13 protein-coding genes are annotated in these 14,694 nt (G+C 69.1%); 6 read left to right on the top strand and 7 right to left on the bottom strand.

All coding sequences use genetic code 11. From position 1 onward, the window contains the following. The first annotated feature begins 33 nt into the window (after positions 1-33). From AC1DU6_RS07310 to AC1DU6_RS07300, 3 genes are all read left to right on the top strand, one after another. Entirely contained in the window at positions 34-1,560 is a 1,527-nt protein-coding gene (locus AC1DU6_RS07310) for a Do family serine endopeptidase (RefSeq protein WP_477856446.1), read from the top strand. A 176-nt stretch (positions 1,561-1,736) separates the two neighbouring features. Continuing rightward, a complete protein-coding gene (locus tag AC1DU6_RS07305; protein WP_457446788.1) occupies positions 1,737-2,105 on the top strand; it encodes a hypothetical protein in 369 nt (122 codons plus the stop codon). 126 nt (positions 2,106-2,231) lie between these two features. After that, on the top strand, positions 2,232-2,990 hold the full coding sequence (locus tag AC1DU6_RS07300) for a hypothetical protein (RefSeq protein ID WP_477856445.1): 759 nt from the start codon (positions 2,232-2,234) through the stop codon (positions 2,988-2,990). Between the two features lie 6 nt (positions 2,991-2,996). Here the strand turns inward: AC1DU6_RS07300 and AC1DU6_RS07295 are convergent, their stop codons facing one another. The 6 genes from AC1DU6_RS07295 to AC1DU6_RS07270 form a co-directional block, all read right to left on the bottom strand. Beyond that, on the bottom strand, positions 2,997-3,620 hold the full coding sequence (locus tag AC1DU6_RS07295) for a glutathione S-transferase family protein (protein WP_056205458.1): 624 nt from the start codon (positions 3,618-3,620) through the stop codon (positions 2,997-2,999). Between the two features lie 39 nt (positions 3,621-3,659). Next, positions 3,660-5,411, bottom strand: coding sequence for a methyl-accepting chemotaxis protein (locus AC1DU6_RS07290; protein WP_477856444.1), 1,752 nt, complete (start codon positions 5,409-5,411; stop codon positions 3,660-3,662). Beyond that, complete coding sequence (locus AC1DU6_RS07285) at positions 5,408-5,566, bottom strand: hypothetical protein (RefSeq protein ID WP_477856443.1); 159 nt, start codon at positions 5,564-5,566, stop codon at positions 5,408-5,410. The genes AC1DU6_RS07290 and AC1DU6_RS07285 overlap by 4 nt, the downstream gene beginning before the upstream one ends. Positions 5,567-5,644: 78 nt before the next feature. After that, positions 5,645-5,893 carry a hypothetical protein gene (locus tag AC1DU6_RS07280; RefSeq protein ID WP_477856442.1) on the bottom strand — a complete coding sequence of 83 codons (249 nt, stop codon included), beginning with the start codon at positions 5,891-5,893 and terminating at the stop codon, positions 5,645-5,647. Then, complete coding sequence (locus tag AC1DU6_RS07275) at positions 5,877-8,189, bottom strand: FdhF/YdeP family oxidoreductase (RefSeq protein WP_477856441.1); 2,313 nt, start codon at positions 8,187-8,189, stop codon at positions 5,877-5,879. The genes AC1DU6_RS07280 and AC1DU6_RS07275 overlap by 17 nt, the downstream gene beginning before the upstream one ends. A 150-nt stretch (positions 8,190-8,339) precedes the next feature. After that, complete coding sequence (locus AC1DU6_RS07270) at positions 8,340-10,010, bottom strand: OFA family MFS transporter (protein ID WP_477856440.1); 1,671 nt, start codon at positions 10,008-10,010, stop codon at positions 8,340-8,342. Positions 10,011-10,197: 187 nt separating this feature from the next. On the opposite strand from AC1DU6_RS07270, the gene AC1DU6_RS07265 reads away from it, so the two are divergent. From AC1DU6_RS07265 to AC1DU6_RS07255, 3 genes are all read left to right on the top strand, one after another. Then, a complete protein-coding gene (locus AC1DU6_RS07265; protein WP_477856439.1) occupies positions 10,198-11,541 on the top strand; it encodes a sigma-54-dependent transcriptional regulator in 1,344 nt (447 codons plus the stop codon). Beyond that, positions 11,541-12,902 carry a sensor histidine kinase gene (locus tag AC1DU6_RS07260; protein WP_477856438.1) on the top strand — a complete coding sequence of 454 codons (1,362 nt, stop codon included), beginning with the start codon at positions 11,541-11,543 and terminating at the stop codon, positions 12,900-12,902. The genes AC1DU6_RS07265 and AC1DU6_RS07260 overlap by 1 nt, the downstream gene beginning before the upstream one ends. A 62-nt stretch (positions 12,903-12,964) precedes the next feature. Beyond that, positions 12,965-14,023: a PEP-CTERM sorting domain-containing protein gene (locus AC1DU6_RS07255; protein WP_477856437.1), complete on the top strand. Its 1,059-nt coding sequence runs from the start codon at positions 12,965-12,967 to the stop codon at positions 14,021-14,023. Between the two features lie 210 nt (positions 14,024-14,233). Here AC1DU6_RS07255 and AC1DU6_RS07250 read toward each other — a convergent pair. Then, positions 14,234-14,694, bottom strand: a 461-nt coding sequence (locus tag AC1DU6_RS07250) for an AEC family transporter (RefSeq protein ID WP_477856436.1), incomplete at its 5' end; no start/stop codon positions are given.

Genomic DNA, 14,694 nt, shown 5'->3' with positions numbered 1-14,694 from the left:
GCGCCGCAGCCCGCCCCTAGAGGAGAGTTCTCGATGACCCAGACCGCCAAGATGACGGTGACTGCCGCGGCCGCTGCGCTGCTGGCTGCCGGTGTGACGCTGACCACCACGGCTTCGGGCTGGACCTTGCCCGGGTTTCACAAGGCGCCCGCCGCAGCGGCCACCGACGCGACGCCCGGCGGCGCCGCCCCGACCACCGTAGCCCTCGCTGCGGCCACCACACCGGCACCCGCCGTGGCCCTTCCCCCCGCCCAGTTGCCCAACTACCGCGCCATCGTGCAGACCCAGGGCCCTGCCGTGGTCGGCATCACCGTGGCCGGCCTGCACAAGGTGGGCAATGACGACGGCGACGAAGGCCCCGTCGCGCGGGGTGACGATGACCCCTTCTTCCGCTTCTTCCGCGGTATCCCCGGGCTGCGCATGCCGCAGCAGGGGCCGCAGCCCTTCCGCGGCCAGGGCTCCGGTTTCATCATCAGCAGCGACGGTGTCGTGCTGACCAACGCCCACGTCGTGCGCGACGCCAAGCAGGTCACCGTCAAGCTCAGCGACCGCCGGGAGTTCTCGGCCAWGGTGCTGGGCAGCGACCCGGCCACCGACATCGCCGTGCTCAAGCTCGACGCCAAGGGCCTGCCCACCGTGCAGCTGGGCGACCCCAAGCAGGTGCAGGTCGGCGACTATGTGCTGGCCATCGGCGCGCCCTATGGCTTCGAGCAGACGGCCACGCAGGGCATCGTCAGCGCCAAGGGTCGCTCGCTGCCCGGCGACAGCGTCGTGCCCTTCATCCAGACCGACGCGGCCGTGAACCCGGGCAACTCGGGCGGCCCGCTGTTCGACGCGGCCGGCCGTGTCGTCGGCGTCAACGCGCAGATCTTCTCGCAGAGCGGCGGCTTCCAGGGCCTGGCCTTCTCCATCCCGGTGGACGTGGCGCTGAAGGTCAAGGACCAGATCGTTGCCCACGGCAAGGTCGAGCATGCGCGACTGGGCGTCACGCTGCAGGACCTGTCGGCGCCGCTGGCCTCGTCCTTCGGCCTGGGCGCACCCGATGGCGCCCTGGTGTCCAGCGTGCAGCCTGAAAGCGCCGCCGCCAAGGCCGGGCTGAAGGCGGGTGACGTCATCACGGCCATCGACGGCGAGCCGGTGCGCGTGGCGGGCGACGTTTCCAGCCGCGTCGGCCTGGCCCGCCCCGGCGACAAGCTCAAGCTGGAGCTGTGGCGCGACAAGTCCCGCGTCAGCGAGACCGTCAGCCTGGGCCGCGCCGACAAGGACACGCAGGAAGCCAATGCCACGCCCCAGGGCGGCTCGCTGGGCCTGGCGCTGCGTCCGCTGGAGCGCCAGGAGCTGCGCGGCTCGGGGCTGGACCATGGCCTGCTGATCGAAGGCGTGACCGGCCCGGCCCAGCTGGCAGGCGTGCAGCCCGGCGACGTGCTGCTGGCGCTGAACGGCAAGCCGGTGCAGAGCGTGGAGCAGGTGCGCGACGCGCTGAAGGGCAAGCCGGCCTCGGTGGCCTTGCTGGTGGCGCGTGACGGCCAGCAGATCTTTGTGCCGGTACGGCTCGGCTGACACATCTCGACGGCAGGGTGGCAGGCGCCACTCCGCACCTGGCCCGCGGCTCATCTGCCGCGGGCTTTTTTTCATCAGCGCTCCAGCCGGTGAAAACTCACGCGGCCGCCTGCCGGCCGGCCGGTTGCGCTAGGCTGCGTGTCATCTCACCGACTGCGGAGACCGCCCTGGAGATCTTGCTTGAACTGCTGCTCGAACTGATCTTCCAGGTCTTCGGCGAACTGCTCGTCGAACTCGGCCTGCATGCCGTGGCCGAGCCTTTTCGCAAGCAGCCCAGCGTCTGGGTGGCCGTGCTCGGCTATGTGCTGCTGGGCGGCATCGTCGGCGCGCTGAGCCTGTGGCTCATGCCCCAGCACCTGACGCGCGATGGCTGGCCCCGCCTGGCCAACCTCGTCGTCACGCCCGTGATCGCCGGTTTCGCAATGACGCTGATGGGCCTGTGGCGATCGCGCCGTGGTGACCCCGTGCTGCGCATTGACCGCTTCGCCTATGGCTATCTGTTCGCGCTGACGGTCGCCGTCGTGCGCTACAACTTCGCGAGCTGAGCCGCCATGGACGCCATTCGCTGGGTTCTCATCCTCATCGCGGTTGGCGCGGCAGCTGCCGCCGCCCTGTGGCTGGGCCTGAGCGAGCCGCCAGCCAACCCGGCCTTGCCCTCCCAGCCCACAACCGTGGCCGCCCTGCCCGCCACGCCGCCCCTGGCGGCTTCAGCAGCCTCGACAACCATCCGCGCGGTGGCGCGCGCCGCCTCCGCAACGGCTTCGCCGACACCCACCTCCGCAAGGCCGGCCGCACCGCGCATCGGCTCGGAAGGGTACGGCCCGCACATCGATCGTGCGATGGCCGGCGACGATGCGGCGGCCGCCTGGGAGGCGGTGCGCTGGCTGCGGCTTTGCGCGTCGAACGAGACGCGGCGCAACAGCTTCGAGACCGTCCGCAACCAGGGGATATCGCCGGAAATGATGACCCAGATGATGGTGGAGGCCGATGCCGAGTCGAGGCGCTGCCAGACCGTGACCGCCCAGCACCGCGTGATGCTGCCGGAACTGGCCTCACGGGCGGTGCGGGCCGGCGTGGCCGAGGCGGCCTCGGCCTTTGCCGCCGCGACCTTCCCCGGCGACCTGACCGCCGCGCAGTGCCAGCAGGTGGCCGAAGCGATGCGGCGTGACGCGCTCGCCGGTGACGGGCTCAGCCTCATCAATGCGGCGACGTCCAACCCCGCGTGGGGACTGAGCGACGCCGAGCGTTTGAGCTTTCTGATGGCCTACGCCGAACTGCCCGATCACCCTGAGGCCAAGGGCATGGCCAAGTCGCTGCTGGAGCGGGGTGCGCTTCACCTGGCCGCGCCGCCCACACCGCAGCAGATGGCCGCGGCCAGAGAGGCGGCGCAACAGATCCTTGCGCGCAGGCATGCTGGCGGCAAGCCCTGAGGTCGCTCAAGGCATGCCGTTGTCCACGTAGTCGGCAAACCCCGGCCGCGCGCTCAAGCGCTGCAGCCAGGCCTCCACCGCCGGCAGTTCCACGCGCTCGATCGGCGCGTTCTTCCAGCGCTGGGCCGACAGGCCGAGCACGACGTCGGCCAGCGTGAACTCAGGCCCGGTCACGAAGGCGCCCGTCTTGGCGAGCTGCACTTCCAGCATGCCCATGTGCTTGTTCCAGTTCGCCACGCCTGCAGTGATGGCCTCGGGCGTGGCCGGCTGGCCGCGCACCAGCGCCATGAAGGCGACGCGCCAGCTGTTGTTCAGCTCGCCGGCCTGCCAGTCCATCCATTGCTCGACCCTGGCGCGCGCCTGCGGCTCGGTCGGCAGCAGCGTGGTTGCGTAGAGCTTGGTGGCGAGATAGCGGCAGATGGCATTGCTCTCCCACAGCACGAAGTCACCATCGATGAGCACGGGTATCAGGCCGTTGGGGTTCATCGCCAGATAGCCCGGCTCCTGCGGCGAGCGAAAACCCGCCCCCCAGTCCTCGCGGTCGAGCTCGAGATCGAGCTGCGCGGCGGTCCACATGACCTTGCGGACGTTGATGGAGGTGAGGCGGCCGAGGAGACGGAGAGCAGGCATGGGAGATGCGGGCGAGTCAACGGAGCCTGCAGTGTCGGTTCAGAAGTCGGCCCATTCACCATCGGCCGCCGCCGGGGGCTTGACGACGGCCGGGCTGGCGGCAGGCCTGGAGGGCACGCGCGGCTCGACGGGTGCCGGTCTGCGCACGACGGCCTTGACCGCCGGTCGCGTCGACGGCCGGCTCACGGGTGGCGAGGGCTTGCGTGGCCGGGGCGCCGGCACGGCCGCATGAGCCTCGTGCGCGAGCCGGAAGACCGCCACCGCCGCCACGAGCTGGCGGRCCTGCTCCTTGAGGCTCTCGGCGGCGGCGGCGCCTTGCTCGACGAGTGCGGCGTTCTGCTGCGTGGTCTGGTCCATCTGCATGACCGCTTCGCCGACCTGCGCCACGCCGCTGCTCTGCTCGCCGCTGGCGCTGCTGATCTCGCCCATCAGGTCTGTGACGCGGCGGATCGCGTCGACCACTTCGGTCATGGTCGAGCCGGCCTGATCCACCAGCACGGTGCCGCGCTCGACACGCTCGACGCTGGCCATGATCAGCGACTTGATCTCCTTGGCCGMCTGGGCGCTGCGCTGGGCCAGCAGGCGCACCTCGCCGGCCACGACSGCGAAGCCGCGGCCCTGCTCGCCGGCTCGCGCGGCCTCCACCGCCGCATTCAGCGCAAGGATGTTGGTCTGGAAGGCGATGCCGTCGATGGTGCCGATGATGTCGGAGATGCGCTGCGAGCTCTGCTGGATGTCTCTCATCGTCGCCACCACTTCGTTGACGACGGCGCCACCCCGCACGGCCACCTCGCTGGCGCCTTGTGCCAGCTGGTTGGCCTGACGGGCGTTGTCGGCGTTCTGCTGCACGGCCGAGCCCAGCTGCTCCATCGACGCCGCCGTCTGCTCCAGGGCGCTGGCCTGCTCTTCGGTGCGGCTGGACAGGTCCTGGTTGCCCTGCGCGATCTGGGCGCTGGCAATGGCCACGCTGTCGGAGTTGGCGCGCACGGTGCTCACGATGAGGGCCAGCGCCTCCTGCATGCGTGCCACGGCCGCCACGGTACTCGTCGTGTCTCCTGATCGCACCGGTACCGGCTGGGCCAGGTCTCCATCGGCCACGCGCTGCACGGCCTCGCTGAGTTCGCCCGGCTCGGCACCAAGTGCGCGRCTCAGGCTGCGCGACAGTGCCCAGCCCACGAGACCGCCCAGCAAGGCCATCGCGACCGCGCCGCCCAGCATCTCCATGCCGCTGCTGGCGGCGACTTGGCCGGCATCCTTGGCGAGCTGGTTGGCGACTTGGCTCTGCAACTCGATGGAGTCATCGACGGCCTTGAAGATCGTGCTCTGCCGGGCACGCACCTCGCCGGTCAGCATCGCCGCGCCCTCGGCTGTCTTGCCCYCACCCGCCAGCGCCAACACCTGGTCCAGCCCGTGCCGGTAGGCGGGCGTGTTGTCGGTGATGAGCTTGAGCAGCGCCCGGCTCTTGGGCTGTGCGAGCGCCTTGTCCAGCATGGCGATCGACTGGTCGGTGGCCGCACGCATCTCGCCGATGCGCTTCACCTCGGCAGCACGGACGGTCGCATCGGTCGTCAGCAGCACATTGCGCACCGCGCGAGCGCTCGTGTTGAGGTTGTCCTTGATGTCGGCGAACTTGTCCATCTTGGGCATGCGATCAAGGGCCAGCTCGTCGACCTTGGCGGCCAGCGAGCCCATCCGCAGCATGCCGAAGACGGCGATCACAAGGCCGAGCAGCACTGCCGAGCCGAAACCCAGGGCCAATCGGGTGGAAACCTTGAAAGCATTGAAGTTCATGGCTTGACCTCGTCGAAGGAGTCGAGCGGCTGGCGACATCGTCGACTCAGCCGGAAGTCGGTCGGCAGGACGCCGTTGTCCGCCTGCACCGCGCTGCGCCTGGGGCGGCGCTTGCTGAAGGGCGCCGCTGCTGGGCTGCCCTGCAGAGCCAGCATGACAGGGATCCTGAGGCGCTGCAAGCTGCACTCCGTGCCTCCGGATCGGCACGGGATCTGCCTGCGGCTACACGGCGGCTAGCCCTGTGTCGACGACTGCTGCGCGCGGCCCGCCTCGGTCAGGGTCGCCGTCCAGCGGCCCGCGTCGTCGCAATGCAGGCTGACCCAGCCCGGCCCGGCGACGCCACCGAGCCGGGCGTCACTCAGGGCCGTGAACTCGCGCAGCAACTCGCTGACGCGGGCGTCAAGGCGCTTGGCCAGGCGCGTCAGCGGCACCGCCCGGGCGCCATCGCCCAGCTCATGCAGCAGCTCAGCCGGCGTGCGCACTCAGCACGACCGGGATGGACTTGGACGTCGGCGTGCGCGCGGTGACGGAGAAGCTCTGCAGCGGCACCAGCGGGTTGGTCTCGGGGTAGTAGCTGGCCAGGCAGCCGCGCGGGATGTCGTATTCGACGAGCAGGAAACGCTCGGCGTGGCGCTGCTCGACGTCGCCGCCGGCCTCGTCGATGTAGAGGCTAGTGATGTCCACCCAGTCGCCGGCCCTCATGCCGAGATCCTTGATGTCATCGGCGTTGATGAAGACGACGCGCCGATGACCGTAGACGCCGCGGTAGCGGTCGTCGTGGCCGTAGATGGTGGTGTTGTACTGGTCGTGGGAGCGCAGCGTCGTCAGCGTGAAGACGCGAACGTCGCGCTGGCGCTCGGCAATGCGCTGCACAGCCAGATCGGTGGGCATGGCGTGCGTGCTGAACTCGGCCTTGCCGCTCGCCGTGGCCCAGACGCGTTCGCTGGCGGTGTTGCGCAGGCGAAAGCCGCCGGGCGCCTTGATCTTCTCGTTGAAGCCGGCGAAGTCGGGCAGCACGGCCTCGATCTTGTCGCGGATGGTGGCGTAGTTGCTGGCCAGGGCCAGCCAGGGCGTGCGGCTCTTCGTCAGTGTGGCAGCGGCCATGCGCGCGACCAGCATGGGCTCGGAGATCAGGTGCTCCGAAGCCGGCGCATTCATGCCGGCCGACAGGTGCACCATGCTCATCGAATCTTCCACCGTGACGCCCTGTGGCCCGCTGGCCTGCACGTCGATCTCGGTGCGGCCGAGCACCGGCAGCACCAGGGCCTTGCGGCCGTGCACGACATGGCTGCGGTTGAACTTGGTGGTGATGTGCACGGTCAGCTCGCATTGGCGCAGCGCGCGCCAGGTGGCGGCCGTGTCGGGCGTGGCAGCGGCGAAGTTGCCACCCATGGCGATGAAGACCTTGCCCTGGCCGTCGAGCATGGCCTGGATGGCGCCCACGGTGTCATGACCGTGCTCGCGCGGCGGCTCGAAGCCGAACACCTGGCCCAGTTTGTCCAGGAAGGCCGACGCGGGCTTCTCGTAGATGCCCATGGTGCGGTCACCCTGCACATTGCTGTGGCCGCGCACCGGGCAGGCGCCGGCGCCAGCGCGGCCCAGGTTGCCACGCAGCAGCAGCAGGTTGACGATCATCTGGATGGTCTTGACCGAGTGCCGGTGCTGGGTGATGCCCATGCCCCAGCAGGCGATGACGCGCTCGCTCGTCGCGTAGATGTCGGCAGCCTGCGTGATCTGCTCGCGCGTCAGGCCCGAGGCCTGGACGAGCGGCTCCCAGGGCTGCTCGCGCAGCTCGGCGATGAAGCTCTCAAAGCCTTGGGTGTGCTCGGCGATGAAGGCGACGTCCAGCACGCGCGGCTTACCGGCCGCCAGCGCGGCATCGTCCAGTTCGACGACGCGCTTGCACATGCCCTTGAGCAACGCGAAGTCGCCGCCGACCTGGAGCTGGAAGTAGTGGCTGCTGATCGGCGAATCGCCCAGCGTCGCCATCTCGATGGCGTTCTGCGGGTCGGCAAAGCGCTCCAGGCCGCGCTCGCGCAGCGGGTTGAAGCTGACGATGCGCGCGCCGCGCTTGCGGGCCGCGCGCAGCTCGCCCAGCATGCGCGGGTGGTTGGTGCCCGGGTTCTGGCCGAACACGAAGATGGTGTCGGCCTGCTCGAAGTCGTGCAGCGTGACCGTGCCCTTGCCGACGCCGATGGTCGGCCGCATGCCGGAGCCGCTGGGCTCGTGGCACATATTGGAGCAGTCGGGGAAATTGTTGGTGCCGTACTCGCGCACGAACAGCTGGTAGAGGAAGGCGGCCTCGTTGCTGGTGCGGCCCGACGTGTAGAAGATGGCTTCGTTGGGATCAGGCAGCGCCTGCAGCTCGCGGGCGATCAGCGCGAAGGCCGCGTCCCAGCTGGTGCGCTGGTAGCGATCGGTCTGGGCGTCGTAGACCATGGGCTCGGTCAGGCGGCCGGTGGCTTCCAGGTCGTAGTCCGACGCCTCGGCCCATTCCTTCAGCGTCTTCGCGGCTATGACCTCGGGCGTTGCGCGCCGCGCGGTGGCTTCGGCGGCGACGGCCTTGGCGCCGTTCTCGCAGAACTCGAAGGTGGAGCGGTGGTCGCGGTCGGGCCAGGCGCAGCCGGGGCAGTCGAAGCCGTCGGTCTGATTGGCATGCAGCAGCGTCTTGGCGCCCTTCACGGCCACGCCCTGCTCGTTCAGGTGCTTGGCCACGCTCTTCAGCGCGCCCCAACCGCCGGCGGGGCCGTCGTACAGCTCGATCTTTTGTTCACTCATGTCAGTGGTGCCCGGCCGCCCGAAGCCGCTGACGCACCCCCTCGGGGGGCAGTGAGCAGCGCGAACGTGGGGGGCTGTAAGGTCATATACCAAGAAAAAGGCCCCGCGCCTTGCACAGGCAGCGGGGCTTGTCAGCCTAGCAGGACCAGATCAGTTGAAGAACTTGCCCACGTTGATCAGGGTCTTGTACACGCCCCAGGCCAGTGGGATGCCCACCGCGGCCCAGGCCAGCGCCACCACCGCGGGCGAAGTCGCAGCACTGGCGCCCGACCCCGAACCCACCTCGGCAGCCGCAGCGCGCTCGTGCGCCAGGCGCTTTTCCTCGGCCAGCTCGGCCTCGGTCATGAAGTGCTTGTCGGCCACCGGACGGATCATCAGGTTGGCGATCAGGCCGACGACCAGCATGCCCACGAGGATGTACATGGTCTGGTTGTAGACCTGCTCGCGCGGCAGGCCCAGCTCCAGCTGGTAGTCGCGCATGTAGTTCACGACGACGGGGCCCAGGATGCCGGCCGTGGCCCAGGCCGTCAGCAGGCGGCCATGGATCGCACCCACCATCTGCGTGCCGAACAGGTCGGCGAGGAAGGCCGGCACGGTCGCAAAACCGCCGCCGTACATGCTCAGGATGACGCAGATCGCGCCGACGAAGGCGAGCTTGGAGCCGGCAGCCGCGCTGCTGGGGATGCTGGCATACATCAGCCCGCCAAGCAGGAAGAAGACGACATAGGTGACCTTGCGGCCGAGCTTGTCCGACAGGCTGGCCCAGAAGAAGCGGCCACCGATGTTGAACAGGCTCAGCAGCGCCGTGAAGCCGGCAGCCACGGCGGCGATCTTGGCCAGCTGCGCCTTGTCCAGTTCACCGAACTTGGCGGTCAAACCGATCAGCGAACCGCCGAAGACTTCCTGCAGCATGGGGCTGGCCATGCCGATGACGCCGATGCCKGCCGACACGTTCAKGCASAGCACGATCCAGACCAGCCAGAACTGCGGAATGCCCCAGACCTTTTTCACGTGCACGTGGCGCTGCGTGATCATGGCGTTGCTGCCCTGGGCGACCGGTGCGGTCCAACCGGCCGGCTTCCAGCCCGTGGGCGGCACGCGATAGCCGAATGCGCCGCCGATCATGAAGACGAAGTAGACGAGGGCCATGACGATGAAGGTCTGCGTCACGCCGACGTCGGTGGCCGTGGCGAAGGTCTTCATCAGTTCGGCCGCCAGTGGCGAGCCGATCATGGCGCCGCCGCCAAAGCCCATGATGGCCATGCCGGTGGCCATGCCGCGCTTGTCCGGGAACCACTTGATCAGCGTACTGACCGGGCTGATGTAGCCCAGGCCCAGGCCGATGCCACCGATGACGCCGCTGCCCAGGATCATCAGCCAGAACTGGTGCAGATGAATGCCCAGCGCCGAGATCAACATGCCGCCGCACCAGCACAGGGCCGACACGACACCGGCCTTGCGCGGGCCGGCGCGTTCGAGCCAGCCACCCCAGATCGCCGCGGAGCAACCCAGGAAGACGAAGAACAGCGTGTACATCCAGCCCAGCGTCGAGACCTTCCAGTCGCAGCCACTGACGAAGAGTTCCTGGAAGAAACCCACGTCGGCGCCGCACTTGATCGCCTCCTTGATGCCCAGGGCCTTGGACAGCGGCAGCCAGAACACCGAGAAGCCATAGGCCATGCCGATGCACAGATGGATGGCGAGGGCCGCCGGCGGCACCAGCCAGCGGTTGAAGCCGACGCCGGCAATGGTTCTTTCCTTGTCGAGCCAGCCCGCACTCCGACCCGGACCGGGTACGGCATCCAATCCCACTGAAGACATGGTGTTCCCTTCGACGTTGATGTGAATCTCGTGCGCAACCACCATCAGCCCGCCCGAGGCGGCGCAGGATACGGGTTGCTTTGTGACGAGTCCGCCGTTGAAGTGGCGATCTAGGGAAAAACCTAGCGCGTCGTGCGGAAAATCCGGGCAGATGGCACGGTTGGATGGGCGGCTATCCTGCTGCGCCATGCGACGCGTATTGATCATTGACGACCACCCCGGCGTGGGCCAGGCGCTGGAACTGCTGCTGTCCCTGCACGACATCGAGGCCAGCATGGCCACCAGCCCCGAGGAGGGCCTGGCCCTGCTGGACAAGCGCGCCTTCGGCCTCGTCATCCAGGACATGAACTTCACGGCCGACACGACCTCGGGTGAGGAAGGCGAGCAGCTCTTTCGTGCCATCCGCGCGCGCCGCCCTGACCTCCCCGTCATCCTGCTGACGGCCTGGACACGGCTGGACGCGGCCGTGGCCCTCGTCAAGGCCGGCGCGGCCGACTACCTCGCCAAACCCTGGGACGACGCCAAGCTGATCGCGACCGTCGAGAACCTGCTGGAGCTGGGCGAGGCCAACCGCGAAATCGCGCAGCTGCGCGAGGCGCGGGCGGCCAGGCGCGCAGCGCTGGCACGGCGCTACGACCTCGCCGGCCTCGTGTTCGGCTCCGACGCGATAGCCAATTTGCTCGAACTGGCCGGCCAGATTGCCGCAGCACCGGTACCGGTACTGATCACGGGGCCGAATGGCGCCGGCAAAGAACGCATTGCAGCCTTCGTGCACACCAATTCAAGCGCGCATGACGGCCCTTTCGTCGCGCTGAACTGCGGCGCCCTGCCGGCCGACCTCATCGAGGCCGAGCTCTTCGGCAGCGACAGCGGCGCCTACACCGGTGCGGCCAAGGCGCGCGTGGGCCGCTTCGAGGCGGCCGATGGCGGCACCCTCTTCCTCGACGAGATCGGCAACCTGCCGCTGGCCGGCCAGGTCAAGCTGCTGCGCGTGCTGGAGACGGGCCAGTTCGAGCGCCTGGGCTCGAGCAAGACGCGCCAGGTGCGGGTGCGCGTGCTGAGCGCGACGAATGCCGACCTGCGCGCCATGGTCAAGACCGGCGCCTTCCGGGAGGACCTGTTCTACCGCCTCAACCTCATCGAGCTGAGGCTGCCGCCCCTGGCCGAGCGCCGCGACGATGTGCTGCCGCTGGCTGAACACTTCCTGGCCGGCCGGGCGCGTTTGAGCGAGGCCGCGCGCGAGGCCCTGCTCGCCCACCGTTGGCCAGGCAATGTGCGCGAACTGAAGAACGCCGTCGAACGCGCGGCCCTGCTGTGCCAGGGCGGTGAGATCACGCCGGCCCTGCTGGGGCTGGAGGAAGCCAATGGCAATGGCGGGGGCGCCTGGCGCAACCTCGACGAGCCCAGCCGCGAGGCCGTCGTCGCGGCGCTGAACGCGGCAGGCGGCGTGGTCAGCCGCGCGGCCAGCCAGTTGGGTCTGTCGCGCCAGGCGCTGTACCGGCGGCTGGAGCGTTATGGGATAGACCTTTGATGCCGCTGTCGCTGCGCGCACGCGCACTGCTGGCACTCGGCGCGGCGGCGGTCGTGCCGCCCCTGGTCATCCTCGGCGTGCGCCGAGCGGGCCTGGATGCAGGCATCGCGCTGGCCGTGGCGGTGATCGTCATGCTGCCGCTGATCGGCTGGTTGGCGGCGTTCTGGCTGACGCCGCTGCTGCGGCTCACGCGCGCACTCGAAGGGGCCGTGCTGAGTTACCGGGACGGCGACTTCAGCCTCAATCTCGCGCCAGACGGCCCGCGTGAGCTGATCGAGCTGACGCAACTGCACGCCGAGCTCGGCCTGGCCCTGCGCGAGCAGCGCCAGCACCTGGCCCAGCGCGAGTTGCTGCTGGACACCGTCGTGCAGAACACGCCCGTCGCGCTGGTGCTGACGGCGCCGAGCGAGCGCATCGCCATTGCCAACCTGGCCGCACGCCAGTTGCTGGGCGACGGCCGCAGCCTGACCGGGCTGGATTTCCCCACCGTCATCGCCCACCTGCCGGAGGCGCTGCGCGAGGCCCTCGCCGGCGACGGCGACCGGCTTTTCGCGGTGACGCTGCCCGATGGATCGGAGGAAACCTTCCACCACAGCACGCGCACATTCAGGCTGCAGGGCCAGCCGCATCGGCTGCGGCTGCTGCGGCGCATGACGCGGGAGCTGTCGCGGGCCGAAGTCGCGACGTGGAAGCGCGTCATCCGCGTGTTGAGCCACGAGCTGAACAACTCGCTGGCGCCGATCTCGTCGCTGGCCCACAGCGGCGCGGAGCTGGCGCGGCGCGGCAACACCGAGCGCCTGCTGCAGGTGCTGGCCAGCATCGGCGAGCGCGCGGCACATCTGCATGTCTTCCTGAGCGGCTACGCGGCCTTCGCCAAGCTGCCGGCGCCGCGCCGCGCCGCGGTGGACTGGTCGGCCTTTATCGCGCGGCTGGCGACGCTGGGCGAATTCCGCGTCGAGGGCGCGCCGCCCGATCAGCCCGGCTGGTTCGATGCGGCCCAGATCGAACAAGCCCTGCTCAACCTGATCAAGAACGCCCATGAGTCGGGCAGCGACCCCGACGAGATCCTGCTGCGCCTGGCCAGCCAGGGCGACGAGCTGCGCATCGAAGTGCTGGACCGCGGCCCCGGCATGAGCGAGGCGGTGCTGGCCCAGGCCTTGCTGCCCTTCTACTCCACCAAGCGCTCCGAACCCGGCTCCCAGGGCGGTACGGGCCTGGGGCTTGCGCTGGCACGGGAGATTGCCGAAGCCCACGACGGCCATATCGCGCTGGCCAACCGGGACGGTGGCGGGCTGCGCGTGACGATCCGGCTGCCAGGGCGCGCCGTCCTGTCGAATGGGGATGCCAAGACAAGCAATTAGTGACAGAGTGCACAACTTGTTTCAGCGGGCCACCGCCGGCTCGCTGCCTTGGGAGCCGTGCCATGTCTCTTCGTGCCTTGACCCTGCTGGGTCTCGCTTCCCTCGCCTGCACCGCCCAGGCGCAGTCGCAATACCGCGTCTTTGCCGAGGCCTACAGCGGCTACTACAACAGCATCCAGACAACCAGCCCCGTCTTTGGCCTGGACGCCGGCGGCAATCCGAACACCGTCTACGGCAGCGTCTATTACGGCTCCGATTACCGCAGCGGCGCCGCCTACGATCAAGCCACGCCCCTGCCCAATGTGACGGCCGGTGGCGTCTGGGCGGGTGACGCCAGCCAGGGCATGACGCCCGTCACCGCCAATGCCTACGGCATGACGGACTGGGGCAGCAACCACGCCAGCGCCTCGCTGGCCGGCTTCACGCCGGTGAGCCAGAGCTACGACGGCCAGTTCGTCGTCGGCGCGACCAGCTGGCCCATGCACGTGGAAAGCAACAACCTGACCTATGCGGTCGGGCGCTCGGCCTGGGAAGAGCTCTACCAGATCGGCGGCGGCACCGGCACGGGCACCTTCACCGGCACCATCCACATCGACGGCAGTCTCGCCGGCATCACGACGGGCAATGGCGGCGCGTCCATCGACTGGTCGCTGCGCTCCTTCTCCAACCAGGTCGTCGCGTCGGTCTACGCCTCCTACGACGCCGGCTCGGACCACTGGAACAAAAGCGTCTACAGCGACGGCCTGTGGACCTACACGGATGGCAACGGCACGCTGACGATCAACGAGGATGTCATCGGCAGCTATAGCTTCACCTATGGCACGGCGCTGTACCTGAAGTCCGAGCTGAGCACGAGCATCAGCGGCAACGGTGCCGCGGACTTCTCCAACACCGTGCAGTTCACGGGCATKCAGTTGCCGCAGGGCTCGACGGTCTATGTGATGTCTGGCGCCGCTGCGGCGGACTACGGCATCAGCTTCGCCGGCAATGGCAGCGGCACGATCTGCCAGAACCTCGCCTGTGCGACCGGCGGCGGCTTGCCGATTCCCGAACCCGAGACCTATGCGCTGCTGCTGTCGGGCCTGAGCGTCATCGCCTGGGTGGCGCGTCGCCGCCGCTGAACTGAAGCCCCTCGCCCGCGGGTACGCGGTCGGTCCCCCGAGGGGACGGCGATGCTTGCCGGATCGACCGGCAAGCACATCGCCAACGGCGGGCCGGCTAGGTGAACTGGAGTCGGACACAAGCAGTCCCTGCGGACTGGTTGTGCCTACGGAAGGCCATGGGCCTCTGGCCCATGGCAGGCCCGGCGCTCGGCCCGCAAGCTTCATAGGTCAGATCAGCAGGGCCGCCAGGCCGCTGAAGCTGAAAAAGGCCAGGCCGGTCGACGCCAGGATGATGCGCGCGATGCGGCCGTTGTCTGCGCCGTAGCGCTCGGCCAGCAGCGACACATTGCTGGCGCTGGGCAGCGCGGCCGCCAGCGTCAGCGCAACCAGCTGCGGCCAGGCCAGCGGCGCCCCCAGCCAGCGCGCCGCGGCACCCAAGGCGAAGACCAGCGCCGGATGCAGCAACAGCTTGATGGCAGCCACCGGCAGGTAGAGCGCCGCCGGCGTCACACGGCCGGCCTTGCGGTTGGCACGGCCCGAGCGGCTGAGCACCGCGCCAATGGAGAACAGCGCCACCGGCGAGGCCGCATCCCCCAGCATGGCAATGACCTTGGCCAGCGGCCCAGGCAACACCAGGCCGCTGACGCCCAAAGCCGCACCCAGGGCAATGGACCAGGGCAGCGGATTGG

The organism is Roseateles sp. P5_B10, from assembly GCF_056400485.1.
Note: the sequence above shows the minus strand (reverse complement) of the source record. Positions and strands in the feature narration are given on the sequence as shown.

Coding starts and splice junctions, on each gene's coding strand:
- AC1DU6_RS07295 (WP_056205458.1), bottom strand. CDS start 3,620: ATGCCTGCTCTCCGTCTCCTCGGCCGCCTCACCTCCATCAACGTCCGC.
- AC1DU6_RS07285 (WP_477856443.1), bottom strand. CDS start 5,566: ATGCTGGCTCTGCAGGGCAGCCCAGCAGCGGCGCCCTTCAGCAAGCGC.
- AC1DU6_RS07275 (WP_477856441.1), bottom strand. CDS start 8,189: ATGAGTGAACAAAAGATCGAGCTGTACGACGGCCCCGCCGGCGGTTGG.
- AC1DU6_RS07265 (WP_477856439.1), top strand. CDS start 10,198: ATGCGACGCGTATTGATCATTGACGACCACCCCGGCGTGGGCCAGGCG.
- AC1DU6_RS07260 (WP_477856438.1), top strand. CDS start 11,541: ATGCCGCTGTCGCTGCGCGCACGCGCACTGCTGGCACTCGGCGCGGCG.